Annotated in this window: 28 protein-coding genes; 8 read left to right on the forward strand and 20 right to left on the reverse strand. The window is 45.4% G+C overall.

The features are described from left to right. Window positions 1–83: 83 nt before the first annotated feature. Window positions 84–1,340, reverse strand: coding sequence for a signal recognition particle-docking protein FtsY (gene ftsY / locus LYZ37_RS14245; RefSeq protein ID WP_272785899.1), 1,257 nt, complete (start codon window positions 1,338–1,340; stop codon window positions 84–86). Between the two features lie 210 nt (window positions 1,341–1,550). Here ftsY and rsmD point away from each other — a divergent pair, with 210 nt between their 5' ends. Together rsmD and LYZ37_RS14255 are read left to right on the forward strand one after the other, a co-directional pair. After that, on the forward strand, window positions 1,551–2,150 hold the full coding sequence (gene rsmD / locus LYZ37_RS14250) for a 16S rRNA (guanine(966)-N(2))-methyltransferase RsmD (RefSeq protein WP_272785900.1): 600 nt from the start codon (window positions 1,551–1,553) through the stop codon (window positions 2,148–2,150). A 13-nt stretch (window positions 2,151–2,163) separates the two neighbouring features. Then, window positions 2,164–2,430, forward strand: coding sequence for a DUF1145 domain-containing protein (locus LYZ37_RS14255; protein WP_004745042.1), 267 nt, complete (start codon window positions 2,164–2,166; stop codon window positions 2,428–2,430). A 51-nt stretch (window positions 2,431–2,481) separates the two neighbouring features. Here the strand turns inward: LYZ37_RS14255 and LYZ37_RS14260 are convergent, their stop codons facing one another. From LYZ37_RS14260 to LYZ37_RS14275, 4 genes are all read right to left on the reverse strand, one after another. Continuing rightward, complete coding sequence (locus LYZ37_RS14260; RefSeq protein WP_004745041.1) at window positions 2,482–3,066, reverse strand: YhgN family NAAT transporter; 585 nt, start codon at window positions 3,064–3,066, stop codon at window positions 2,482–2,484. Window positions 3,067–3,215: 149 nt separating this feature from the next. After that, on the reverse strand, window positions 3,216–3,452 hold the full coding sequence (locus tag LYZ37_RS14265) for a YecH family metal-binding protein (protein WP_239854322.1): 237 nt from the start codon (window positions 3,450–3,452) through the stop codon (window positions 3,216–3,218). 62 nt (window positions 3,453–3,514) lie between these two features. Then, window positions 3,515–4,138: a lysoplasmalogenase gene (locus LYZ37_RS14270; RefSeq protein WP_171325772.1), complete on the reverse strand. Its 624-nt coding sequence runs from the start codon at window positions 4,136–4,138 to the stop codon at window positions 3,515–3,517. Between the two features lie 923 nt (window positions 4,139–5,061). After that, window positions 5,062–5,427 carry a DUF4145 domain-containing protein gene (locus LYZ37_RS14275; RefSeq protein WP_069668076.1) on the reverse strand — a complete coding sequence of 122 codons (366 nt, stop codon included), beginning with the start codon at window positions 5,425–5,427 and terminating at the stop codon, window positions 5,062–5,064. Window positions 5,428–5,693: 266 nt separating this feature from the next. Here LYZ37_RS14275 and LYZ37_RS14280 point away from each other — a divergent pair, with 266 nt between their 5' ends. Beyond that, window positions 5,694–6,026, forward strand: a complete 333-nt coding sequence (locus LYZ37_RS14280) for a DUF2500 domain-containing protein (protein WP_004745037.1) — start codon at window positions 5,694–5,696, stop codon at window positions 6,024–6,026. Here LYZ37_RS14280 and LYZ37_RS14285 read toward each other — a convergent pair. The 7 genes from LYZ37_RS14285 to rhtB all read right to left on the reverse strand — a co-directional run bounded on the left by LYZ37_RS14285 (window position 6,023) and on the right by rhtB (window position 12,325). Further along, window positions 6,023–7,036 carry an acyltransferase gene (locus LYZ37_RS14285; protein ID WP_272785902.1) on the reverse strand — a complete coding sequence of 338 codons (1,014 nt, stop codon included), beginning with the start codon at window positions 7,034–7,036 and terminating at the stop codon, window positions 6,023–6,025. The genes LYZ37_RS14280 and LYZ37_RS14285 overlap by 4 nt on opposite strands. Window positions 7,037–7,136: 100 nt before the next feature. Beyond that, window positions 7,137–8,357: an organoarsenical effux MFS transporter ArsJ gene (gene arsJ / locus LYZ37_RS14290; RefSeq protein ID WP_239854319.1), complete on the reverse strand. Its 1,221-nt coding sequence runs from the start codon at window positions 8,355–8,357 to the stop codon at window positions 7,137–7,139. A 71-nt stretch (window positions 8,358–8,428) separates the two neighbouring features. Continuing rightward, window positions 8,429–8,920: a cyclin-dependent kinase inhibitor 3 family protein gene (locus LYZ37_RS14295; RefSeq protein WP_272785903.1), complete on the reverse strand. Its 492-nt coding sequence runs from the start codon at window positions 8,918–8,920 to the stop codon at window positions 8,429–8,431. Between the two features lie 74 nt (window positions 8,921–8,994). Next, window positions 8,995–9,996, reverse strand: a complete 1,002-nt coding sequence (locus tag LYZ37_RS14300; protein WP_272785904.1) for an ArsJ-associated glyceraldehyde-3-phosphate dehydrogenase — start codon at window positions 9,994–9,996, stop codon at window positions 8,995–8,997. Between the two features lie 24 nt (window positions 9,997–10,020). Further along, a complete protein-coding gene (locus LYZ37_RS14305) occupies window positions 10,021–10,362 on the reverse strand; it encodes a metalloregulator ArsR/SmtB family transcription factor (protein WP_004745032.1) in 342 nt (113 codons plus the stop codon). A 97-nt stretch (window positions 10,363–10,459) separates the two neighbouring features. Further along, complete coding sequence (locus LYZ37_RS14310; RefSeq protein ID WP_272787176.1) at window positions 10,460–11,686, reverse strand: EAL and HDOD domain-containing protein; 1,227 nt, start codon at window positions 11,684–11,686, stop codon at window positions 10,460–10,462. 21 nt (window positions 11,687–11,707) lie between these two features. Beyond that, window positions 11,708–12,325 (reverse strand): homoserine/homoserine lactone efflux protein, encoded by a 618-nt coding sequence (gene rhtB, locus LYZ37_RS14315; protein ID WP_272785905.1) that lies wholly within the window; start codon window positions 12,323–12,325, stop codon window positions 11,708–11,710. An 86-nt stretch (window positions 12,326–12,411) separates the two neighbouring features. Here rhtB and LYZ37_RS14320 point away from each other — a divergent pair, with 86 nt between their 5' ends. Both LYZ37_RS14320 and LYZ37_RS14325 read left to right on the forward strand, forming a co-directional pair. Beyond that, window positions 12,412–13,398, forward strand: a complete 987-nt coding sequence (locus LYZ37_RS14320; RefSeq protein ID WP_272785906.1) for an alpha/beta fold hydrolase — start codon at window positions 12,412–12,414, stop codon at window positions 13,396–13,398. A 108-nt stretch (window positions 13,399–13,506) separates the two neighbouring features. After that, window positions 13,507–14,334, forward strand: a complete 828-nt coding sequence (locus LYZ37_RS14325) for a Cof-type HAD-IIB family hydrolase (RefSeq protein WP_272785907.1) — start codon at window positions 13,507–13,509, stop codon at window positions 14,332–14,334. Between the two features lie 62 nt (window positions 14,335–14,396). Here LYZ37_RS14325 and LYZ37_RS14330 read toward each other — a convergent pair whose 3' ends face one another. Continuing rightward, the gene (locus LYZ37_RS14330) at window positions 14,397–14,867 is read right to left on the reverse strand and encodes an EVE domain-containing protein (protein WP_272785908.1); all 471 of its coding nucleotides are present in this window, start codon (window positions 14,865–14,867) and stop codon (window positions 14,397–14,399) included. Window positions 14,868–14,905: 38 nt separating this feature from the next. Here LYZ37_RS14330 and LYZ37_RS14335 point away from each other — a divergent pair, with 38 nt between their 5' ends. Both LYZ37_RS14335 and LYZ37_RS14340 read left to right on the forward strand, forming a co-directional pair. Then, on the forward strand, window positions 14,906–16,438 hold the full coding sequence (locus LYZ37_RS14335) for a COG3650 family protein (protein ID WP_272785909.1): 1,533 nt from the start codon (window positions 14,906–14,908) through the stop codon (window positions 16,436–16,438). Further along, window positions 16,435–17,052: a tRNA-uridine aminocarboxypropyltransferase gene (locus LYZ37_RS14340; protein WP_272785910.1), complete on the forward strand. Its 618-nt coding sequence runs from the start codon at window positions 16,435–16,437 to the stop codon at window positions 17,050–17,052. Before LYZ37_RS14335 ends, LYZ37_RS14340 begins: the two co-directional genes overlap by 4 nt. Here the strand turns inward: LYZ37_RS14340 and LYZ37_RS14345 are convergent. The 7 genes from LYZ37_RS14345 to lptM form a co-directional block, all read right to left on the reverse strand. Beyond that, a complete protein-coding gene (locus LYZ37_RS14345; RefSeq protein ID WP_272785911.1) occupies window positions 17,049–19,523 on the reverse strand; it encodes a bifunctional diguanylate cyclase/phosphodiesterase in 2,475 nt (824 codons plus the stop codon). The two genes, LYZ37_RS14340 and LYZ37_RS14345, sit on opposite strands and share 4 nt — an antisense overlap. A 96-nt stretch (window positions 19,524–19,619) precedes the next feature. Continuing rightward, window positions 19,620–20,342 (reverse strand): 5-amino-6-(5-phospho-D-ribitylamino)uracil phosphatase YigB, encoded by a 723-nt coding sequence (gene yigB, locus LYZ37_RS14350; RefSeq protein WP_272785912.1) that lies wholly within the window; start codon window positions 20,340–20,342, stop codon window positions 19,620–19,622. After that, window positions 20,342–21,271 carry a tyrosine recombinase XerC gene (xerC, locus tag LYZ37_RS14355; protein WP_004745022.1) on the reverse strand — a complete coding sequence of 310 codons (930 nt, stop codon included), beginning with the start codon at window positions 21,269–21,271 and terminating at the stop codon, window positions 20,342–20,344. Before xerC ends, yigB begins: the two co-directional genes overlap by 1 nt. Continuing rightward, a complete protein-coding gene (locus tag LYZ37_RS14360; protein WP_004745021.1) occupies window positions 21,243–21,947 on the reverse strand; it encodes a DUF484 family protein in 705 nt (234 codons plus the stop codon). The genes xerC and LYZ37_RS14360 overlap by 29 nt, the downstream gene beginning before the upstream one ends. 48 nt (window positions 21,948–21,995) lie before the next feature. Beyond that, window positions 21,996–22,826 carry a diaminopimelate epimerase gene (gene dapF / locus LYZ37_RS14365; RefSeq protein WP_272785913.1) on the reverse strand — a complete coding sequence of 277 codons (831 nt, stop codon included), beginning with the start codon at window positions 22,824–22,826 and terminating at the stop codon, window positions 21,996–21,998. 10 nt (window positions 22,827–22,836) lie between these two features. Continuing rightward, window positions 22,837–24,090 (reverse strand): diaminopimelate decarboxylase, encoded by a 1,254-nt coding sequence (gene lysA, locus LYZ37_RS14370; protein WP_272785914.1) that lies wholly within the window; start codon window positions 24,088–24,090, stop codon window positions 22,837–22,839. 30 nt (window positions 24,091–24,120) lie between these two features. Further along, window positions 24,121–24,240 carry an LPS translocon maturation chaperone LptM gene (lptM, locus tag LYZ37_RS24355; RefSeq protein WP_004745018.1) on the reverse strand — a complete coding sequence of 40 codons (120 nt, stop codon included), beginning with the start codon at window positions 24,238–24,240 and terminating at the stop codon, window positions 24,121–24,123. Window positions 24,241–24,315: 75 nt separating this feature from the next. Here lptM and cyaY point away from each other — a divergent pair, with 75 nt between their 5' ends. Then, on the forward strand, window positions 24,316–24,630 hold the full coding sequence (gene cyaY, locus LYZ37_RS14380; protein ID WP_004745017.1) for an iron donor protein CyaY: 315 nt from the start codon (window positions 24,316–24,318) through the stop codon (window positions 24,628–24,630). Window positions 24,631–24,673: the final 43 nt, after the last annotated feature.

Here is a 24,673-nt window from a genome sequence, read left to right on the forward strand (position 1 = left end):
CAGCCCTATGAGCATAGGTGCTCTATTTGATTAGGGCGGAATTGATGCCGTCAACAACGCTGCAGCTTCAAATATGACGGGGATTAGTCTTCGCGGCTAAACAGCGCATCTATAAACTCTTGAGTTTCAAATGGGCGCAGATCATCAATCCCTTCACCCACACCAATGTATCGAATTGGAATTTGGAACTGATCGGCAAGTGCGAAGATCACACCACCTTTCGCGGTGCCATCTAGCTTAGTGAGGGTAATACCCGTTAGCGGCGCGACATCACTAAACAGTTTGGCTTGGCTGATAGCGTTTTGACCGGTACCTGCATCCAAAGTCAGCATAATTTCATGCGGTGCAGAACCATCGACCTTCTGCATTACACGCACGATCTTACGCAGCTCTTCCATCAGGTTCGCTTTGTTCTGCAGGCGGCCCGCGGTATCAGCGATAACCACATCAACGCCTTTCGCTTTGGCTGATTCAATTGCATCATAGATAACGGAAGCACTATCTGCGCCAGTATGCTGCGCGACAACAGGGACATTGTTTCGCTCACCCCAAACTTGTAGCTGTTCAACCGCCGCGGCACGGAACGTATCACCCGCAGCAAGCATGACTTTTTTACCTTCAGCTTGGAACTGTTTCGCTAGCTTACCAATGGTTGTCGTTTTACCAACCCCGTTAACACCGACCATAAGAATCACGTAAGGGGTTTTAGAAGTGTCGACTTCCAGTGGCTTCTCAACATTGGATAGGATCTCTGCCATCTCTTCTTTGAGCAATCCGTATAGAGCTTCTCCATCTTTAAGCTCTTGACGGGACGCTTTCTCGGTCAGGTTATCGATGATCTTGAGCGTAGTATCCATACCCACATCAGCAATAAGTAGCTGCTCTTCTAGCTCTTCAAATAGGTCATCGTCGATTTGCTTGTCTTTAAACAAGCCGAAGAAACCTGCGCCAATATTGGCTTTAGTACGAGCCAAGCTGCGTTTTAAGCGAGCGAAGAAGCTTTCTGTCGGTTTTTCTTGTTCAACGACACGTGGCTCAGCTGGCTGCTCGACAACTTCAACAACCTCTTCTGCTTCTGCTTCTGCTTCTGCTTCTGCTTCTGCTTCTGCTTCTGCTTCTGCTTCTGCTTCTGCTTCTGCTTCTGCTTCTGCTTCTGCTTCTGCTTCTGCTTCTGCTTCTGCTAGTTCAGTTTTAGGTTGCTCAACTTGCTCGTCAACAACTGGTGTCTCTTCGACAGCATCTTCAATGGTATTTTGTTGTTCTTCAGCGGGTTGCTTGGTTTGCTCTTCATCGCCGAAACCAAGCCAAGAAAGTAATCCGCGCTTCTTTTTTTCCGTCATCTGGGGCTATCCTAGATCGTCTTATTTTAACTCAGACTCTTTTCCGCACGGATTATCCACGCACAGAAAAGAAAAATGACAACACAGTGAAAAGTTTTTAACTACCTATGGGATGGTATACACTTTGTCATCAACAAATTTGGGCTGTATGTTAGCGCTCACAGCAGAGCGACTGGCTATAGTATCACTTTATTAGCGGTCAAAAAATCTATGGTAAGACGTCGCCAGCAAAACACATCACAAAAAAAGCCTTCAACTGGCTTTGTTCGTATTATTAGCGGTTTATGGAGGGGACGTAAACTCCCTGTTCATGATGCTGAAGGATTAAGACCGACAACCGATCGCGTAAAAGAAACACTATTTAACTGGCTAGCACAGGACGTTCCTCGTGCTAAATGCTTAGATTTGTTTGCGGGGTCAGGTGGGCTTGGTTTTGAAGCCGCCTCTCGCCAAGCTGAAATGGTGACTTTAATTGAACTCAATGCCAATGCGTTCAATCAGATTAAAAAGAACATCGCGGCATTGAAAGCAACCAACCTTCAGGTCCACAACACCGATGCGCTAAGCTATCTAAAGCAACCTGGAACGCCGCATCATGTCGTGTTCATTGATCCCCCTTTTCGTAAAGGGTTACTTAACGAAACAATTTCCCTACTTGAGAAAAATGGCTGGTTAGCCGAAGATGCGATGATCTATGTTGAAACAGAAAAAGAGCTGAGCCTTGACGGAATCCCTGCCCACTGGCATCTGCATAGAGAAAAGCACGCAGGCCAGGTCAGCTTCAGACTGTTTGAAAGACAACAAAGCTAATAAGGAACCTTAAATGAAAGCACTTATTATGTTAGCCAAAGCCGCAATTGGTTTTGTTTGGTTTATTCTTATTCTTAATTTTTTCATGCCTTTCCCAGGTAAAGCAGCCATTGCACTCTACATCATGACGGCATTCCTATTTATCATGCACGGCATACAAATGGCTATTTTCATTGGTGCCTTTGGCGACAAGATTAAGATGACTCGATGGGAGAAGTGGTCAATTCTGATCTTCGGTATTTTCGCCCTACTCGATATCCGTCGTAAGTACATGACTTAAGAAAATAAAAAATGCCGCTGTTGAAAGCGGCATTTTTGTCTCTGTCAGTCCTTAGGCTAAATAACCCTTCACACCATCTAGGAACATCTGGGTGGAGATCATAATCAGTAGTAATCCCATCAAACGCTCTACCGCTTTTAGACCTCGCTCGCCCAATATACGGTGGAAAAAGTTATAGAACATTAAGATAAAGAAGGTCACGCCCCAAGCCAGAAGAACCGCCGCTGATAACTCGACTAGGTTATCTGGGTGTTGGCTAGAAAGTAGCAGCAGCGCAGCAATCACTGACGGACCGGCAATCATAGGAATCGCCATGGGAACGATAAACGGCTCTTCACCTGCTGCTAGGCCAGTAATACTACCGCCGCTTGGGAAAATCATCTTAATGGCGATGATAAACAGGATAATACCACCCGAGATACTTAACGTTTCTGGCTGGACATGTAAGAAATTGAGAATGCTCTTACCTGCGAACAAGAACAGCAACAAGATACCCAGCGCAAAGAATAGTTCACGAACCAGGACTTTACGTCTACGTTTAGGATCTAAGTGTTTCAGGATAGATAGGACAATAGGAAGATTGCCAAGCGGATCCATGATTAAGAACAACATGGTCGCAGCGGAAAGTATGTCCATAAAAAGCCTCCAAAAAACGAGATAAATCTAAGCGCATAAAAAGTCGGCGAAGTATAGCAATCTCGTTCAAGGATTTGGAGGCATCAATGCAATTTATCTTGCCAATAAAATGAGTATCGACACAAGCAAGGAGTTGGCTAACCTATAACCTAGTGGCTGCACACTCGCTCAGCATTAACACTCCAAATTCCATCCTCAACGATCACTTTTTCACGCTCAATGAAGAACTCAAGCAAGGTATCAAGGTTGAAGCCATTGCACTTACAAGTACGAAAACGCGCTTGCTCACCAAATGCTTCACTTACCGCCTGTTCGAGCTCTGGCTTAGACATCGGACGTTCTCTTAGCAAGTTTAGAACGTTATGGGCATGAATTTCAGTTGACATGAACCATCCTCAATAATGTGTTTGCATTGAGGATACCTTCAATTAGATAAGTTTCTTTGATTTTAGATAATCAGTGACGCAGTAATTAAAGAGTGCGCGAGTAGGTAGCTACCAGATATAAGATAACGGCCTTTAGCTATAGAGTGTCGGTAATCATGAATGGCTAACAAAGCGGCTGAGAACGTTAAGGTAATAGAACCAATAAACCCAGCAAGGCTAGCAAGACCACCATTAATTAACCACACTTCCCCTGCCGCCCAGTTTAGTTGCAGCAAGACAATGCCCATCATTACCACAGGAAAAATCAATCGGTCTATTTTAGGCAACAGTAAGAAAAAACTCACCACGCCTATACCGAGCAACATAGCTGGCAGCCACCAAACAATCTCGCCAGAAAGCTTGAACCAAAACGATGCGCTGTAGCAAAGCTGCGCAGCAATAAAACCAGCAAAGCAGAGCTTAAGGTGTTTTTTAAAGATGTAGAGCCCATCAGCAAACATTGAAATGATAAGACCGAGTGATACCCACCAAGCGGCCGCTCCTACAAGCCCTTGTTGGCTCCAGAGCATCACGAGTAGCATCAGTAGCGACATCGTTTTAAACATCGCTGCTTGTCTTATGTGATTACTTTCATTAGCGGAAATACTGATATACCCAGAAAGGGCAACAGATAGCCAGCTCCACATTCGAACACCTCAATAAAAATGAGCTGCTAGTGTAGGCAGAGAGTCATAGATGTCTACCGCCAAAAGGCAAAACTTGGATCTCGATAATACTAATACCTCTCTAGAGCTAGCCCTAAGATATTATAGCCAAGCACCAACTTGGACCAACCTGCTCATAATGATTTATTGTTTAGAACCTAGCTCATTCCTAGCTAACCAAACTGGCAAAATGCCCACAATTCTATGTACCACCACTCAACAAAAGAATATAAACCAATACAAACAATGATTTACAATCAAAAACGCGATGAGAAAAGTTTCACTTTGTATTTTAAGAGTTGAACTAAGAGCACTCAGGGCATTTTTCAGCACCTCTTTATTTAAAATGACGCCAGAATTAAGTCATAAAACTGTAAATTGACACTCATCCAAGCCTAGAAGACCCAAGCATTCAAAACCGACAAAATTAGCAGAGCAACAACTTTGAAACACAAGAAAATGAATTTAAAAACAATAACTTACAATCACAATCGAGTGACTAAAGTCTAGTTTTTACACAGAAATCCACTCATTAAAAATCAAAATAGTCACGACAAAAAGCCCCAATCAAAGTAAGAAAAGTTACTTTTTTAAGGCTTAGTCATTAAATTACTTGATCTAACCATCAAAAAGCTGCTATTCTTTAAAACATATCGTAAAACATCAAATTTAAGGAGCAGTGCTATGATTTCTTCTTCACAAAAACAAGGACTTGTAATGATCGCAGTAGTCGTTGGTCTAATGACACTGCCGATGATGTACTAAGAAAAATAGACAAAATAAAAAAGGGACGCAATTGCGTCCCTTTTTACTTTCTGGTGATTTAGCACTCATTTATCTACCAAAAGTTAGCCAATTGGTTAAACAAATGGCACTTGTGAAAAGTGCCATTTTTAAAGCTTAAGCTATAAATGCTTCGATAAAATATCCCAATGCGCATAATAAAAGAGTAATGCCGCCAAGGTTATTAGCGTCATCAAGGTAATTGCTGCTCTCCAAATAAATCGACTACTTCTTGGTGTGAGCTCTTTTTCACATTCATCGCACACAGTAAGAAAGTCTCTACGGCTATCGAGCTTAAAATCTTCTTCGTGCACCACTTTGTTACGAATGGTCGCGATATATCTCAGCTTATCAATCACATCATGAGGCAAGCGCTCTTCACAACTGGTAATAAGCTGATGCATTCCCTTACCGTCAGCATGATATTGCGTTCGGAGGAGCTTCTCGATTCTACGTGTTCGAGTGACCACTTTTTCAATATCAGACATAGTTTCCCTCCATCGCTATTAAGTTTAGGGGGTGTTTGATCTTTCTTCTATCTACTGTCCCACTTTTTGTGCAAGTTTCAAGTAAATTTGTGTAAAAGAATCAATAGCTAACCAGAAATGCGTCGTCACGCCACTTATTAGTGTGTGATATGCCTCGAAGATTCTAACGCTATTGATCACTTTGTTTTTATAGCAAGAGCCGTGCCCAACACATTGTATAGAATGTCGATAAACTATAAGGAGATGAGAGAAAGAGAGACCCCACCATGTCACTACCATTACTGTTTGCTTTTATCGTAATCTTCGCCTTGGCGAGTGGTTGGGCGTTCGTTCATTTCTATCGTAAACACATTCAAGGTGAAAACGCGCCTGAACAGACCGCAGAAGTTACCGTCCTCGACAAGCAGTCTATTGCGGTCGAAGATGCCGAGCCAGGTCAAGATGACCAAGAGTATTGGATTTATGTCCAGAAAGGTCGTATTGGGCCAAAGCGTGAGTTTCAGGTAGGCATCCACTATTTCCACGCTCTAAACCCAGGCGATCAAGGTACTTTAACCTACCAAGGAGACAAGTTTCTTCACTTCGCCATGAAGCGCTAAGGCAATAACCAGCGCGTACGAGAAGACCGAGAAAGCAACCAACTTAAGGCCAATGCCCCCGCACCGCTTAACACTATCCATAGCGGAATGACCCAAGCCGGATGGCCTTGATGCCAGCCAAGCTCTTTCATTGGCCAGAGAAAAATCGGATGCAGAATATAGATACCTAAGCTGTTTTTGCTGATAAATCCAATCACCTGATTAGACTTGTGTGAAAGCCCTTCGCCAAAGTAACGACAAAGCATAAAAATCATACTTGCCGCAAGAATAACATTGAGTGTCTTATACGAAAGCCATCGACCGACTGTGTACTCCTGCGCAGCGATACTGTCAGTGATCACCATATAGCCGGTAGTAAATAGTGCCGCAGCCCCAAGTAACGTGAATAGAGCAACATAAGACTTAGTGAGTGGCACTCGCTGATACAGCAAGTATCCAAGCGGGAGATAACCACTGTATAGCCATAGTTCATGACTCCAAGGCCCATCAACTCTTAGTAAAAACAGTAAGCTCGTCGCTAACCAAATAGTGACAAAGGCATATAGAGCGCTATCGCCATATTGCCTAACCACATATTGGAAAAACGGAATCACAAAATAGAGTGGGATGAAATAATAGAAGAACCCTAGGTGATAATAAGTCGCATGGGTAGCGCTATCAGCGAGTACCTGTTTAGCCTCTAAAGCATCAAAGCCGTTGATGCTCCAACCTGATAGATAAGCGTAGAACAATGACCAAACTAAGAATGGAACAAGGACTTTGCCCAAGCGCCTTTTGACATAATATTTGCCATCGAAGGGGCGTGTATCACTGAGCATCAAAGCGCCTGTAATAAGGATAAAGACTGGCACCGCCCAACGGCTGACGCTATTCACGCCGACAGCAGTGGCCCACTCTCCAAAAGGGATCTGCCCAAGTTCGTGGCGGTACGGAGCAAGAACGTGAATCGCAATCACCGCAACCGCAGCTACGCATCGCAGTAAGTCAAAAAACAGAACTCTTTCTCTCATGCCACTCCCCTTGTACTAATAACCTATTGAATATAGCAATAAAAAAGCTGACCTAAGTATTACCTTGGTCAGCTTTTAGTCATGAAACAGTGGGAAATTTCTACGCTGTTGCGATTTGTTTAATCTTAGGTAGCTTAATCGAAATGACGGTCGTCAAAGCAAGGAAAGCAAAAGAGACCCACAAGCACGCAGCTAAACCGGCCATCTGGAACACAAACCCTGAAAGGATAGTACCAATCAAACGCCCCATCGCATTAGCCATATAGTAGAAACCGACATCGAGTGACACACCATCGCCTTTTGCATAGCTGACGATCAGATAAGAGTGCAGTGAAGAATTGACGGCAAAAATAGCACCGAAAACCATCAAGCCTCCAACAATCACCAATTGTGGCTGCCAACCAACTTGTACAGCATAGGCGATACCCGCCGTGACGATAGCAAGCCCACCCGCCCACAACATAGCAGCATGGCCATCCGGCACTTTACCTTGAGCCTTACCCGTGATCTTAGGGGCGATACCTTGGACAAAACCGTAGGCAATCGTCCAAACAGCAAGGAAACCACCTACCCATGAGTGATCCCAACCAAATACACTGCCAAGGTAGATAGGCAGAGCAATCACAAACCACACATCACGAGCACCAAATAGGAACATTCGTGCAGCGGAAAGGATATTGATCGACTCCGATTTGGAGAATATCTGCTTAAACTTAGGTTTGCTTTTCGCTTTACCTAAATCAGCTTCTAAGCTCAACACGCTGCCGATAAACACTAACGTCAGCACCCCAGCCATAGTCAACACTGCATATTTGAATCCAATGGTGGAAAGCAGAAAACCACCGACAAAGAAGCCTGCACCTTTAAGAGCATTCTTAGAGCCCGTTAAGATCGCTATCCATTTGTACAACGCTCCCTGCTGCTCATCCGGAACTAAGGTTTTGATTGAGCTCTTGGCACTCATCTTGTTGAGATCTTTAGCGATACCAGACAAAGCTTGAGCTGCCATGACCCAAGGTATAGTCAGCCAAGCATGTGGCACTGCTAACATAGTCAACGCCACGATCTGCATTCCTAAACCGAGGTTCATGGTCTTATTGAGACCCAACCTTGCGCCAAGCCAGCCACCAATCAAATTGGTCACGACACCAAAAAATTCATAGAAAAGGAACAGTGAAGCGATCTCTAGCGAGCTATAACCTAAGTCATAGAAATACAGCACCACCAGCATACGCAGAGCACCGTCAGTAATAGTGAAGTTCCAGTAATTGAACGTCACCAGCATGTACTGACGGACACTTTTGCTGAGATTAGAGAACATAGGTGAAATCCTCGACTAGTTACAGCGGATAGAGCTTTTGGACACCTATGATCCAAAAGCTCTCGACCCAACTATTTGGCCGCTACTGCGGTGATGTACTCAACTTGGACTGGTTTAGTAAAGGCACCTGGGCGCAGCGCTTGAACTTCACGCACAATATCTTCCAATTTCCAGTGCTTCTCTAGCAATAGGTGAGCCGCAAAAAGCCCCGTACGACCTGAGCCGCCCATACAGTGCATGGCTACTTTACCGCCGTTATCAAGGATTTTGTGTAGCTCCGGGCTAGCGGCTTGCCACTTAGCGGCAAACTCAGCACCTGGAGCGCAATCATCTTCAATCTCAATTTGGAACCACTGCATACCAAGTTGCTGCGCTTTAGCCCCAAGCTCAGAGACATCTTTACTTGCAAGCTCTGCATCGTCTAAAGCGGTTACAATCGCTTCTACGCCTTGCTCTTTTAACTGCGCAAGAGAAGCCTCTAGTTCAACGCCTTTAGTGCCAGGACAAGGAGTAAGTACTAACGCACCATTTTCAACATCGAGTTGCCAGGTTGGATGTGTCATCGTCATCAATCTCTTAAAAATTTTTAAAACCAATCTTCAAAATAACTGGAGTTGCCGCTTCAGTATGAGGAGTATTATGCCAAGCCAACGGTACGGACTAACTCAGCCGTACGGGTTGCATAACCCATCTCGTTGTCGTACCAAGCGTAGATTTTCACCATACGCTTACCCACCAACATGGTTGATAACGCGTCTACAATCGTAGAGCGTTGATCACCTTTGTAGTCAATCGACACCAGTGGACGCTCTTCAAAACCCAGAATGCCCTTCAGTTCACCTTGTGATGCTTCTTTAAGTAACGCGTTCACCTCTTCTGCGGTGGTATCTTGCTTCACTTCAAAGATGATGTCGGTAAGAGAAGCGTTCGCCAGAGGTACACGTACAGCATGGCCGTTAATACGATTTTCGAGTTCTGGGAAAATCTCAACAATCGCTTTCGCACTGCCCGTCGTGGTTGGAATTAAGCTCATACCGCAAGCACGCGCACGACGCGGATCTTTATGCGGCGCATCAAGAATGGTTTGTGTGTTAGTTAAATCATGAATGGTAGTGAACGAAGCGTTCTCAATACCTAGCTTCTCATTGATGACTTTAACCACCGGAGCGATACAGTTAGTGGTACAAGAGGCAGCAGTAACAATCTGGTGTACCGCTGGGTCGAATATCTCGTCATTTACGCCAACGACAATATTCGCAATGCCTTGTTCTTTGACGGGTGCCGATACGACAACACGCTTAACACCTTGAGCTAGGTACTTGTTTAGGAATGAAGTTTTACGATGCACACCTGTCGCTTCAATCACTACGTCACAGCCAGACCAGTCAATCGCATCGATATCTTTCTCTTGCGTAGTATTGATAACCTGACCATTGATTAAGATTTGGTTGCCTTCGGCTTTCACTTCATGGTGCCAGCGACCTTGGACTGAGTCGAACTCTAACAGGTGCGCGAGCGTCGCAGCATCACCCGCTACGTCATTAATCTGGACAAACTCTAGCTCTTGCCAATCAAAAGCCGCGCGAAGCGCTAAACGTCCGATGCGACCGAAACCGTTAATACCTACTTTAATTGCCATAACTCTATCTCTTTTGTTACTTAATTACTGACAGCAAACAGGTCGAGCCTGAATTGCATGAAGTCGTTCAATATCTTGTTGGTACTCTGTTTTAAGGCAGTTAGAAGCAACAAGATCATCAATCAATTTTTTCATCCATCCCGGTAAATCAGCAGCTAAACGGTAGAACACCCATTGCCCCTGACGGACATCAACCAAAATGCCATTTGAGCGTAGCTGAGCCAGATGACGAGAAATTTTCGGTTGGCTCTCTTGTAGCGCTTCGGTCAATTCACCTACACACAAACACTCTTCGCGCATAATCAACATCAAGCAACGAACTCGGGTTTCATCAGACAACAACTTAAAGAACTGGTGAGGTAACATAAAACATACTCATATATGGATATGCGTATATATTTATTTAAAAATGAGCTGAAATCAAGCCTGACATATGCATTGTCATAAAAGCTTAATAAAGGAACTAAACGATGGTGTTGAGATCTTGGCTCCAGCGCTGAGCCTGAGAGATACGCGGCATAACTTCATTGAGTGATAGATTCAACTGATCACACGCGGCTTCCATCCCCTGCCAGTCTGCGCTTTCGTAGCACTCTTCCAATCTGAGAAGGTCGCCAAAAGGACCTTGCCTCTCTAACAAAGCGACCTTGATTGCCGCCGCTAAAGGGAGTTGCTCCACTAAGTCTTTAAGGGACATATCCAACATAGAATCCAGCAGAGACAGCAATCCAATCAGGAAGGCTTGTTCGCGGAATTGGTTGAAAGGATTGTCATTGGCCATCAGCAAGAAAAACTGGGCTCGCTGCAGACATAAAGTATAGATTTCTTTCGGCTTGTTGGCGGAAACGAACGAGGCCACCGCTAAAGAGACGAAGATTTTAAGCTTATCTTGACCAAGGTATACCAAGGCCTGACGGAAAGAAGAGATAGGCACTTCAATGCGATTCGACATGGTATTAACGAAACGCAGTAGCTTGTACGACAGCGCAACATCACGAGCGACAATTCGCTCAACCTTTTCAAAATCCACTTCCGGCTGACACACCTCTTTAAACAACTCCATCGCGATGGCGTGTTGAGGGCTGACGTAGCGTTGACGGACGATTTGTGGCTTGCTAAAAAAATAGCCCTGAAAAAAACTAAACCCCGCTGAGCGCGTGGCAATAAACTCTTCCTCAGTTTCGACTCGCTCTGCGAGAAACTTACGCTTTACTCCCTTGGCTAAACGTTCCTTAACCAAAGCACAAGACTCTTCCAGCCCCGTCGCCATAATATCGATTTTGACTATTTGCACATAGGGCAGAAATCGTTCCCACTCTGGCTTATAAACAAAATCATCCAATGCAATTAAGTAGCCATTAGCGTGGATCTGCTTGATTGCTGCAAACAACTCGTCATTTGGTGTGCAGGTTTCCAACACTTCAACGACGATTTGTTCTTTAGGCAAAGAGAGAGGTAACAGGCGCACTAAGCTAGAGTGAGGAAAGTTGATAAAACAGCGTGAGGTCGCCAAGGCTGGATTGGTGCCTATGGAAAGAAAGTTCTCAACAATCAGGCGGTATGTCGCCCGATTGGATTCAACATGTGCAGGGTATGCGTTGTTCTCACCGTCGCGAAAAAGCAACTCATACCCTAAGGTTTGCCGCTTGGCATTAAGTATAGGTTGGCGAGCCACATAGGTGTCTCTCATCCGTTTTTGCATGATGGTGAATTACGCCTTCGCTGCTGCCAATAGAGCACCACAACCCATAAACATAGAGCCAAAAACTTTGTTGATACGCGACATAATCTTATCTGAACGAATAAAACGTCCCATCTGCGCTGCGAGACTGGTGTAACCCAACATAACAAACGCATCAATGATCACGGTAGTCACTCCAAGCACGAGAAGCTGAGTTAACTGATCTTTTGCTGGGTCCAGAAACTGAGGGAACAGCGCGACCAAAAACACAATCGATTTAGGGTTGGTCAGATTAATCAGTACCGCTTTACGCATCAAACTCATGCTCGATAGGTGCTGAGTCGCTTCCGTGGCTGCTAAGCTAGAGTGATCGCGCCACTTCTGAATACCAAGCCATACTAAGTAAACGGCACCCACCCACTTAATCACACTAAAGGCGAATGCAGACTGAGCAACCAGAGCGCCAATACCCGCGCCAACGAGCATAATATGGATAGTCAGACCTATCTGTAGACCGGCAATCGCTGCCAACGAACGTCGCGTACCATAACTCAAGCCATTACTGATTGAGTTCACCGTACCAGACCCCGGAGCTAAGCTAAAAACAATCGCTGTGACTACATAAGCAAGCCAAACATGCATATCCATCGTATTTCCCCTCGACTAAATGCAGCTAGAGACACATAATCTAAATCTGTCGCAAAAATGAAATCGTAATCAGGCGCTTAACAACCATGAATGATTCAAGCTTCAACATTACTCCTTCTTATACTCAAGAGTCCAATTTTGAGCAAGCAATCAATAGTAATATTGCTAAATTATGGGAGTCTAGAGAGGAAGGCTATATAAAATCGTTCGACAAAACCGCTCTGTACTGGATTAAACTCAGCGCACCAGAACACACCAAAGCGATCGTGGTGGTCAACGGACGCATTGAGTGCTGCGCAAAGTATCAAGAGCTGTTTTACGACCTATTCCGTCAAGGTTACGATATTTATTCTTACGATCATCGCGGCCAAGGTTTGTCTGACCGCCTGATTGAAGACAAGCAGATGGGCTATGTGGAAGAGTTTGATGACTACGTCAAAGACTTAGACAAGGTGCTGCACCATTTCAATTTGGACCAATACCAAAAGCGTTATCTGTTGGGTCACTCCATGGGCGGCAATATTGCCACGCGCTACCTTCAAAGTTATGACTACCCATTTGATGCGGTTTCGCTCAGTGCGCCTATGTATGGCGTCGATCTCCCTTGGCACCTAAAACCGATTGCGACAATTTTAGGCCAGTTGTTAACGGCTATTTATCCCAAACCGACATTTGCTCCCGGCCAAGTGGCTTATTTTCCTAAACCGTTTGAAGGTAACTTTCTCAGCCAAAGTGATGTTCGCTATCATTGGTTCCGTGATCTCTATGAGCAACAACCTGAGCTCAAAATTGGCGGCGCAAGTACGCGTTGGGTATGGCAAGGGCTGATGGCCTGTAAGCAATGTTATCTAATGACTCGCCATTTAAAAGTCCCTTTATTGGTCATGCAGGCAGGCGAAGATCAAATCGTGTCTAATCAAGCGCAAATCCAATTTATCAAGAAACTTGCTCGGACCAACACTCAGTGTGCCTTTAAAATAGTACATGGCGCGAAACATGAACTGTTGTTTGAAAAAGATGAGTATCGCAACCAAGCCCTAGATACCGCCCTGACCTTTTTCGAGCAGTACTAAAATAGGAAATACTAGAGGGTGATCTTTACCCTCTTTTTCCCCTTTATGTTCAAGTAAACTGAGCCCTCTACCTTATTAGGTAATTCATGTTGTACATATGAGGGTGATATGACCGAAGCACGCAAAGATACTCCTTTTCACATTGTAGCCTCCGATCTCGATGGCACTTTACTCGCACCAAACCACCAGCTGAGCGAGTTTTCAAAACAAACCCTGAAAGCGCTGCATGAAAAAGGCTTCACCTTTGTCTTTGCGACGGGTCGTCACCATGTCGATGTTGCGGGTATCCGTGAGATCGCCGGTATTCCTGCTTACATGATTACCTCTAATGGTGCGCGTGTTCATGACCAAAATGATCAACTGATGTACAGCAAGAATGTCCCTGAAGAATTAGTCCAACCAGTGATCGATGTGATCAGCGAAGATCCAGGCATTTTTATCCACATGTATCAAAACGAAGATTGGTTACTCGATCGAGAAGATGAAATGCTCGCTAAATTCCACAGTGAATCTGGCTTTAGCTATAAACGCTTTAACGCAGCGTCAGCGCCAAATGATGGCATTGCGAAAATCTTCTTCACTCACCCAGATCAAGACCACGACCATCTTGTGACGTTCGAAAACAAACTACGTGAAAAGTTTGGTGCTCACCTCAACATTGCTTTCTCAACACCTTGGTGCCTTGAAGTCATGGCTGCTGAAGTGTCAAAAGGCCACGCGCTTGAAGCCGTCGCAAAATCTTTAGATCTGAACCTAGAGAACTGTATCGCCTTTGGTGACGGGATGAATGATGCAGAGATGCTAGAAATGGCAGGAAAAGGTTTGGTGATGGGCACCTCGCACCATAAAGTGAAAGAGGCGCTACCAAACAATGAAGTGATTGGCAGCAATGAAGATGATGCTGTGGCTCACTACCTGCACGATAATCTTTTTTAATTAGCGGCTGTCGCTATCAATTCAATACAGGCTGCATTGTGCAGCCTGTTTTGTTATCGCAGTTATCTTTGGCTAGGTAGCTTCTCTTTACCTAAAATAGCAGCCCATTCTTGCTCAGTGACTGGCATGATGGACAGCCTATTACCTCTTTTCACCAACGGCATATTTTCTAGTTCTGGCATCGCTTTCATCACGGATAATGGGATCAAACGATCTGTCTTACGCACAAATTCGATATCAACCATAAACCAGCGCGGGTTATCCGGCGTTGATTTCGGGTCGTAATAGTCACTTTCAGGATCAAATGAGAAATGGTCGGGGTATGACTCCTTGACCACTTTCGCAATCCCTGCCACTCCTACCTTCTTACAAGATGAGTGATAGATCAGCACCAAGTCACCGAGTTTGACCTGATCACGCATCATGTTACGTGCCTGATAATTACGTACTCCTTCCCAGCATGAGGTATTTTGTGTTCGGAGTGTGTCAATAGAAAAGGTGTCTGGTTCAGTTTTGAATAGCCAATATGCCATAATAGGCTCCGCCAGTTTCTTAATAGGGAAGATATAGCATGAAGGCGCTCCGAAACCCAGCGGCTGTGATCATTTTACTCGCATTGCAAGCCTGTTCGACGTCAACGACCATCAAAGACAGCGAATCTAAATCCGTCGTGCAAGCGAGCTTAGACAAGCCTGATACCATAAAGCCTCAAACTTTTGTTATGCGTGGTGAAGTCGTGCTTGGCCATGAAGTGCGCTCTATTACCCCCTGTGGTAGTAATCAACAGTATTGGCTCGATATCTCTGACGATCGCTTCCATCAAGCGCTAAAGTTAGTTCGCTCTCCTTATGCTCCTCTTTATGGTGAAGTTATCGGCCACCTTGAAACTGGCCAAGCAGATGGTTTTGTTGCTGACTACAGTGCACGCTTCGTTGTCGACTCGATTAACCTGCTTAGTGCAGAGAACCCAAAGCGTTGCGATCAAGCGCTTAAACCGACTAGAGCTTTTGGCAATGAACCCTTCTGGTCGATTGATTTCGCCCGCAACGCGCCGACCTTTCAGAAAATCGGTGAAGATAAACGCCAGTTAGCGCTCTCAGGTAGCCGTATTGAATCTGATCGACGTCGTTATCAATTCGAAGGCGGGTCACTAGAGCTCAACCAACATAGCTGTGTTGATGGGATGAGCGATTCACTTTATGGCTGGAGTGCAACACTTGAGCTTGAAGGCAACAACTACCAAGGGTGTGCCACCCTATCTAATCAAGATGCCACTCAGGATTGGACTGGTCTCTATCAAGCGGCCTCAACCAAATCGAGCAACTTTAGCGTCGCATTAAAAATCTTTCCGGATCACTCAGCGACAACCACCTACAGCTACACAACAGGAGAAGCGGATTCCGTTGAGAGTGGCTACTGGCAGCAGCTTAACAAAGACCAGATTCAAGTAGTGATGACTCGTCATCAACAGCAAGCATTATTGTCAGAGCGAATCTTCACTCGTGATGGCTACCAACTCAGTGCTAGCCAAGAGAAGGTAGGCAGTCTTATCTATCCGATTGCCGATGGTGGATTGACTTTGTTTAAAGCTCAGCAAGAGACGCAAAGCACCACTTCGAAAGCGAATTCAAATCCGCAAGCCATCCCTTCTAGCGCCGAGTTCAACCCTAAGGTCGACAATGCCATACGTGAGTATTTTAAATCGGATAACATCGACCCCGCTGATACCAAGTACCGTTGGTTGGAGTACGATTTAAATGGTGATGGCAATAAAGAACTCTTGGTTCAACTGAACTGGTGTGGTTCTGGTGGCTGTACCTTGCTGATGTTTGAGAATCAGCAACAGCAATGGCAGTTTAACTCTCGCATTACTCTAGTAAGAACGCCGATTAACTTAGGTCTAGAGCAAACCAATGGGTGGCAAGATTTAATCCTATTTGTTAGCGGTGGGGGCGCGACACCGAACCAACACGTCTTAAAGTATCAAGGGGACAGCTATCCGCTTAACCCAAGCTCTGCGCCAGTCGCTAACTACGATCAGATTAGCCCTGTCCAGTTGTTTTCTGACGGTCAAACACCTCACCAGCAAGGCGTAGTAATGTGAGCCAAGCTAAATCAACTGAGGGCAATTGCTGCCCTCAGTGCAAGTTGCAGCATCAGTGCGTATGCCACTACCTACCAAGCATCAAGACTCGCTTCCACCTTGCACTGTTAACTCATGAAAATGAAATTAACCGCGAGACCAATACTGGCCAGTGGTTAGTGAAAAGCCTGTCCGCGACCAGCGTGCATATTTGGCAACGCACTCAGCCTTGTGACAAGTTAATGACCTTAATACAAAGTGAGGACTATCAAGCCTACTTGCTGTTTCCTGATGACGGAAGTATTCCAGTGTCGCAGGCAATAGGTGAGACAGCTGCGAGCGAGAAACGACCTTTGTTTATCATCCTTGACGGGACATGGCAGGAAGCGAAAAAGATGCTGCGTAAGAGCCCGTGGCTCAGGCAGCTACCTTTAGTGCATATTAACCCGACTCAAGCGTCACGTTATCAATTACGTCGCAACCAAGAGCAAGGTCATTTATGTACGTTAGAAGTTGGCTGCGAAGTGCTAAAGCAAGCTGAGCAAGTACAACAAGCAGAGCAACTCTTGCAGTTTTTTGACCGCTATATGCTGGCTTTCAAGGCCGACAAAAGCGGTCACGTTTTTAAAGACTAAAACAAGCGACTAGGCTCTGCGAGGTAAAATCCTTGCAGATAGTCGACACCGATACTTTCCGCGATGTTGCACACCTCTTGATTGTGAACAAACTCGGCGACAGTTTTTGCATTAAGCACTTGGCATAACTTGACCAACTGACCGGTAATCTGACGCTGTTTCTGATCCTTATCGATAGTCTTAATTAAGCTCCCATCAAGCTTGATTACATCCGGTTCTAAGCGAATAATTTCATCAATATTGGAGTAACCAGAGCCAAAATCATCCACCAGCAAACGAACGCCAAGCTGCTTAAAGTGACCACAAATCTCAGCCATACGGCCAAAATCCTTAATCCGTTCAGACTCCAACACCTCAATGCCTAAGCGATATGGGTCATTCATCTTCGCAACCGACTGCTCAAGGAGGTAAAGTGTCTTGTCACTGAGCATATCCTGTGGAGATAAATTGACTGAGAATGACGCTTTCTTGTCTGCCATATGCGCTATGGTTGATGTCAGCATATGACGACTTAAACGAGTATAGAGATGCGTGCCCTCTACGATGGGTAAGAAACGCCCTGGTGCAATAATCTCCCCATCATCTTCAATACGAACTAAGCACTCTTGGGAAACCTGCTCGCGGGTATGTGCGGCAAAAATCGGTTGGCTATAGGTAATAATCCGCTTATTAAGGATGGCGCGGCTGACTACCCCCATCAAATCGAGCTTGTCCCTTTGCTCTAACTCACTGATAGAATAATCTTTGGCGTTAATAAAGTGGGTATTACGCGCTTTACCAATCCGACGTGCATCGATCGACTTCAGTAAAAGTTCATCACCAGAGATCGTGGGGAAATCGCGCTTACTGGCGATGCCACCAGAAATAGACACCGACAGATAATCGACCTCAGGTAATCCATAAGGCTCAAAGTTAATATGTTCTACCTTATCAGCAAACTGAGATAGCTCTTGTTGGAGCTCATTGGTGGCGATATCCGATGAAAACACCAAAGCCCACTCTGCTGTGCCAATATAGTAGAGCTGCTGAACAAATGGGGCCCAATGCAGATCGGAGAGGTTATCCGTAAAGTAATCACTTAAGTCGCGGATAAGCTCATCCGCAACTTGATAACCATACTTTTCATTAATCTGATGAAAATTAGACAGTTTCAATGTCGCCACATGCTCATCCGTATTGACGACTTTAAGCCTTTCTTGCAAAGCAACGCGATTTTTTAGCCCGGTATGCTTATCCAGACGGTAACTATTGATCAGCTTCTCAGTTTGCTCAGCAAGTTTTAGCTCCATACTCTTCTGCGTTTGATTCAGGTTATCAATCGTATAGCTAATTAGATGAAACAAAGGAGAGACCGGAAACTCGGCTTTTTCGTTAAAAGTCAGCGCCGGACGAGCAGAGTCCTCACTGTAAGCAACATAAGTCATGCTGTGATGAAGCGATTGCTGAGAGTCACCTCGGTAAAACTCGCCCAAACAGAAAGAGCCACAACAACTTTCAAATTCATCGAACAGTTGGATTTCACTGACACCTTCAATAAATTCCAAACGCGACTCGCAGTTATAGATGAATATAGACTCTGGGTTATGCTGGGCTAAACCAATCACATCATGCCTAACTTGCTCTAAGGTCAACGACGGGTGGTTATAGCAAATACGCACTTCATCACCAATAGTCACCGCATTATCGACTTCAATACTGCCATCGGGATAGAGCTCTCTAGGGCAGCTGACCACGCCAGAGCTACTTTTAAGAGGGAAACTCAGCATCTGCTCTAAAGCCAGAGTCCGTCCCTCTGATAAACGAGTCTGATAAATGGCATAAGCTGGCTCATAATCTAACGAACGCAATTGAGTGCCATCTGCATCAGTGACCCGAAGCGGTCCACCTATCGGCGTCCACTCAGAGAAAGCGCTACGCCAAACCTGTAACTTGTCCCCATGCAGCGCAGCTGACACCGTCATTTTCTGAAATGTTTGGTTGCCACATAACACCCACTCATCTCTGTCATCAACATTGGCTGCAACGCCACCACTGATCGGTACATCAGTGAGAGAACCTAACGCTTGGTAGAGATTAAAATCGAGCGAGCTGACATGCTGTGAGAAGCTAATAATTGACTTAGTTTGGTGGTTTAGTGCTAAGCCATTAACGATCTCTTTCGCTTCAGAGAGCGGATTATTGGTAATCGGGACACAAGTAGAAGTAATGGAAGAGTGTTCAAAGCAGGAAATGGCGACCAAGCTACCTCGATGGACAATCTGACCATCAAAAATAGTATGGCGAGTACTATGACCTATGATGTGGCATCCAGGAATATGCTCTAGAATTTGGTCCGCATAATCACATGCGACCTGTTCCGGATCCGTAGACAGAAGCTGAACAAGAAACGAAGAGTATTTCTCCGTCGGTATATCCCTTAGATGCGCTTGTAATTGCTGATTGTTGTTAACCAGCGCTGAATATGTGCGCATTCAAAAGCCTAAGACGTTGTTTAATTAGATTTATGTTTTGCTATACCGTAATCCAACTAAACCAATATGAAAAGTGTTGTTTTGGTCAGATGTTATTTACATCTCACTCAATAGCAATAAGTCATGTAAACGATTCACTTCAACATCTGGTAGCATGCGAGCTTTATTGACGCGGTAAATGTTCACCCCTTGATCATTATACCAACAGGCTTGAAAGCCACTTTTCTTCGCCCCTACCACATCAGAAATTAAGTGATCTCCGACATGCAAAATATTCTCTTTAGGCACAGATAAGAAAGATTGAGCTTTATTGAACAACTGGGAGTGAGGTTTTGCGTAGCCATCCGGCCCAGCCTTCAATACTAAAGAAAAGTAATCAGATAAGCCGATCTTCTCAACATCAACATTACCATTGGTTATCGCAACTAATGGTAAGCGCTTAGCGAGTTCTGCCATTACCTCATGTGACTCCTGCGGGACAGTAAAGTCACTACGCAGGCGAAGCACCTCATCAATAGCCTCGTTCGCCGCCTGCTCTGCCTGCTGCGGCTGATAGCCAAGAATATATAAACCCTTTTCAATCTGCTTAAAGCGCCACAGCGTGACGTCATTGAGCAGCCAAGGATCGTCCTCCGCCAATGAGCGCTTTAAGTCATACCACCAGCGCAACGTCTTCGTTGCAGAGATTGGGTGATACTTATGCAGCCAAGCCACCATTTTTGCCTCTACTTGACGAATGACCGGGCGATTATCATAAAGGGTATCGTCAAGGTCGAAAGTCATCGCTTGGATCGGTTTCAAATGGCGGAAAAACTGCATTACTCGCTATCCTTCTTCTTCGCTCTTGGATGGGCCTGGTCGTACACTTCGGCAAGATGCTGAAAATCTAGGTGAGTATAGATTTGCGTGGTCGAGATATTCTCATGCCCGAGCAATTCCTGCACCGCACGCAGATTGTTACTCGATTCCAGCATGTGCGTGGCGAAAGAGTGGCGCAATTTATGCGGGCTGATATGACTGGCGACCGACTGTTTTTGTCCCCACTCAGCCATTCGTTTCTGCACATTGCGATGCGAGATTCTTACGCCTAGTTTAGAGACAAATAAACCATTCTCATCGCTATTGGCTACGCTAGCTCTGAGCTTCAACCATTTGGCAACCCACTCTGCCGCCATACCGGAAAAAGGCACTTTTCGCTCTTTGTCACCTTTACCGACAACCCTAAGTTCGCCAGCGGAGAAGTTGACATCTTTAACATTGATACTGACCAATTCAGCCAAGCGTAAACCCGCCCCATACATCAGTTCCATCATGGCTCTATCGCGTACCGCCAATGGATCGTCTTCGTTCACTTCAAGTAGTTGACCCACTTCATCCACATCTAGGTTTTTAGGCAGTGGGCGTTTCTTACGTGGCGCAGAAACACCTTTAGCAGGATTTGCCGTCATTTCTCCACGCAAGATCAGAAAATCAAAGAAGCTACGCAGCGAAGATAAGCGAGTCGCCAAGCTGCTGGCTTTCATACCTTCTCGCATACCTTTACTGGCTAACTGACGCACCCAACCCGCATCAACCTGTTGCCACTCTTTAAGCCCCAAATGAGCCAGATGCTGCGCCATGGTTTCAAGTTGTTGTTTGTAGTTACGTTGAGTATGTAAGCTCAGCCCCTTTTCACTACGCAAATATTCGTAGAAACGTTCAAGGGGCCGTTGGAGACCATTAGGCAGAGGTGCTAGTGATTCGCTCATGGTCTTCGCTTTGCCAAGGTAGGCTGTCGACTAGGTGGGAAAGAACTAAGGCTAGATGGCGCAAGAATAAAGTATCCATATGCGGTTGGAAGTGTCCGCCATCGCTGCTCGAAAAGACCAGAACACCTTGCAGGGATTTCTTCTGTAGTGGTAACACCACGTAGGAGCCCATTTCCGGAGCACGTTGATTGTCACCAAACAACAATTCGCGATCCACTTTACGCATACGGCCTAGGTAAGCGCCCTTGCCATTGAGATGATTAGTCGCAAAGCGTTGGTAATTTTCTTTGCTTAATGAATAGTAACTTGATTCGTTATCCAACAGACGAACATAAGCAATGAGATCGAGTGATTTAGCCATTTCTTCAATCGCTTTTACCACCGAAAGCAATGAATCGCACTTAAGGATTTGCTCCTGCAGCTGCATAAACTCATGGAACGTACGATCATTACTCTTTGCCAATGACATTAAAGCGGTGATCTCTTCTTCCAACTCTTCAATACGCTGACGTTGGCGGTTCATTTGTACATGCACTAATGAAACAGCACCTTGCTCTTGATGAGGTAACGCCAGTCTATCGACTAAATCTCGACGATGATGAAAAAAGTCCGGATTGTCACGTAAGTATTCGGCAACCACTTCTGCCGTAAGCGCATCCGCTTCAATTTGAGACACGTCTGTTCCTTATTGTTTCTTATTATCTACCCAAAATAGTTGGGGCTATTAGCAGCTTAGTTGACCGTCAAACACATGGGTAGCAGGCCCTGTCATATAGAGAGGTTTTCCCTCGCCCTGCCACGCTATTTTAAGCGAGCCACCCGGCAAGTTAACCGTGACTTTCTCATCCAGTAATCCCTGAACAACGCCAACGGCAACCGCACCACATGCACCACTGCCACAAGCCTGAGTTTCTCCTGCGCCGCGCTCGTACACTCGTAAGTTCACTTCATTGCGACTGACGATCTGCATAAAGCCAGCGTTAACGCGTTCAGGGAAACGTTCATGAGATTCCAATAGCGGTCCCAATGTATCGACATCCGCCGACGCGACATCATCAACCACAGTCACTACATGAGGGTTCCCCATGCTGACCGCGCCGCAGAAAAGCGTCTTATCTTCTGCACGAAGGATGTAGGTCTTCTCCGTTTGCTTAGCTTTAAATGGAATCTTACTCGGTTCGAATTCAGGCACACCCATATTAACCGTGACCTGATCATCTTCCTCGATGTTAAGAACCATTTTGCCTTTCTTAGTGCTGACACTGATGCTGTACTTATTAGTCAGCCCTTTCATGCGCACAAAACGAGCAAAACAGCGCGCGCCATTTCCACATTGTTCTACTTCACTGCCATCAGCATTAAAAATCCGATAGTGGAAGTCTGTTTCTGGATCATATGGCGCTTCAACCACGAGTAGTTGGTCAAAACCCACCCCAGTATGACGATCCGCTAAGCGGCGGATCAGATCAGGGGAAAAGAAAATATTCTGGGTAATGCAATCAACGACCATGAAGTCATTACCCAGACCGTGCATTTTAGAAAAATGGAAATGCATAAGACTCCAATTACTCCGGAAGTACGTTTTCAAGCGCCCACAGGCTAGATAGTTCTTCACGCTGGCGAACTAGGTGTGCTTGCTTACCATCAACCATCACTTCTGCCGCTCGGCAGCGCGTGTTGTAGTTCGATGACATCACAAAACCATAGGCTCCAGCAGAGCGCACTGCCAAGAGATCGTTCTCTTGCAGCACTAATGCGCGGTCTTTACCTAGGAAGTCGCCCGTCTCACAGATAGGTCCTACTAGGTCATAAGTCACGGCTTCGCCTTCACGCGGCACAACTGGCACAATATCTTGCCAAGCTTGGTACAAAGCAGGACGCATCAAGTCATTCATCGCAGCATCAATGATGGCGAAGTTTTTATGCTCGGTATGCTTAAGGAATTCAACCTTAGTCAGCAGCAGCCCGGCATTTGCGGCGATGGCTCGACCTGGCTCAAAAATCAGTTCAAGGTCTTGATGGTTATCCAAACGGCCAAGCAGTGCTTTAGCATAATCTGAAGGCTCTGGAGGCAGTTCATCTCGATAGACAACGCCTAAGCCACCACCCACATCAAGGTGCTTAATAGTAATGCCTTGTGCTTTAAGATCGTCAATTAGTGCAAGCAGTCGATCGGTCGCATCAATGAATGGCTCAATATCGGTCAACTGAGAACCAATATGGCAATCAATACCTTGAACATTGAGGTTTTCTAGACTTTGCGCAAACTTGTAAACCGCAGGCGCACGGTCAAACGCGATACCAAATTTGTTATCACGTAAACCTGTCGAAATATAAGGGTGAGTATTCGCATCAACGTCTGGGTTAATACGCAGTGAAATTGGCGCTTTCACACCAAGCTCGCCAGCTACTTTGTTCAGGCGCTCTAACTCTGGCTCAGACTCAACATTGAAGCACTTAATGCCTAGCTCTAGCGCGCGCTTCATTTCAGCTGCGGTTTTACCGACACCTGAGAACACCACTTTGCCTGGCTCACCACCAGCAGCAATCACACGCTCTAACTCGCCACCTGAGACGATATCAAAGCCAGAACCCAAACGTGCTAAAGCGTTTAATACACCAATGTTAGAGTTCGCTTTGACTGCGTAACAGACAAGATGCGGGTGTTCGCCGACTGACTTATCAAAAGCATGCCAATGACGCTCTAGAGTCGCGCGTGAGTATACGTAAAGTGGCGTACCAAACTGCTGCGCCAGTTCAGTTAATGAGACGTCTTCGGCCCATAGCTGGCCATCATCCTGATAGTTGAAGTAATCCAAAGTACTTTCCCTTATATTCTGATTATCGTTTTATTGTGAAGGTTGCTCTTTTTGTGGAGCGTCTTCAGGCATGTATAGAGGTCCAGTTTGACCACAGCCAGCTAAGCCAAGGACTGAAAAGATAAATAGCGCTAAGATTGATTTTTTCATGGGTTCTATCGTGATTATTCTGTCAATGCCCCCTATAATCGCACCACACTCAAGAAAAGCAATAGGATAGATTAGATGAACGATACTGAATTTCATCAGTTAGTAGATGTTCAAATGCAAATCATCGAGGAAATGATTGATGATTCAGGTGCGGACATCGACTACGAGACTTCTGGAAACGTAATGACACTGGAGTTTGAAGACCGTAGTCAAATCATTATCAACCGCCAAGAGCCAATGAAAGAGATCTGGCTAGCCTCTAAATCTGGTGGTTTCCACTTTGCGCTCGTTGAAGAGCAGTGGACTTGCTCGAAAACAGGTCTTGAGTTGATTGCCATGGTTAAGCAAGAGTGTGAAAAGCACTGCGATGAAGACATTGAGTGGGAATAGCCACCCACTAAGAACAATAAAAAAGAGCATCTGTGGATGCTCT

Origin of the sequence: Vibrio tubiashii (genome assembly GCF_028551255.1) — a bacterium.
Taxonomy (GTDB): Bacteria; Pseudomonadota; Gammaproteobacteria; order Enterobacterales; family Vibrionaceae; genus Vibrio; species Vibrio tubiashii_B.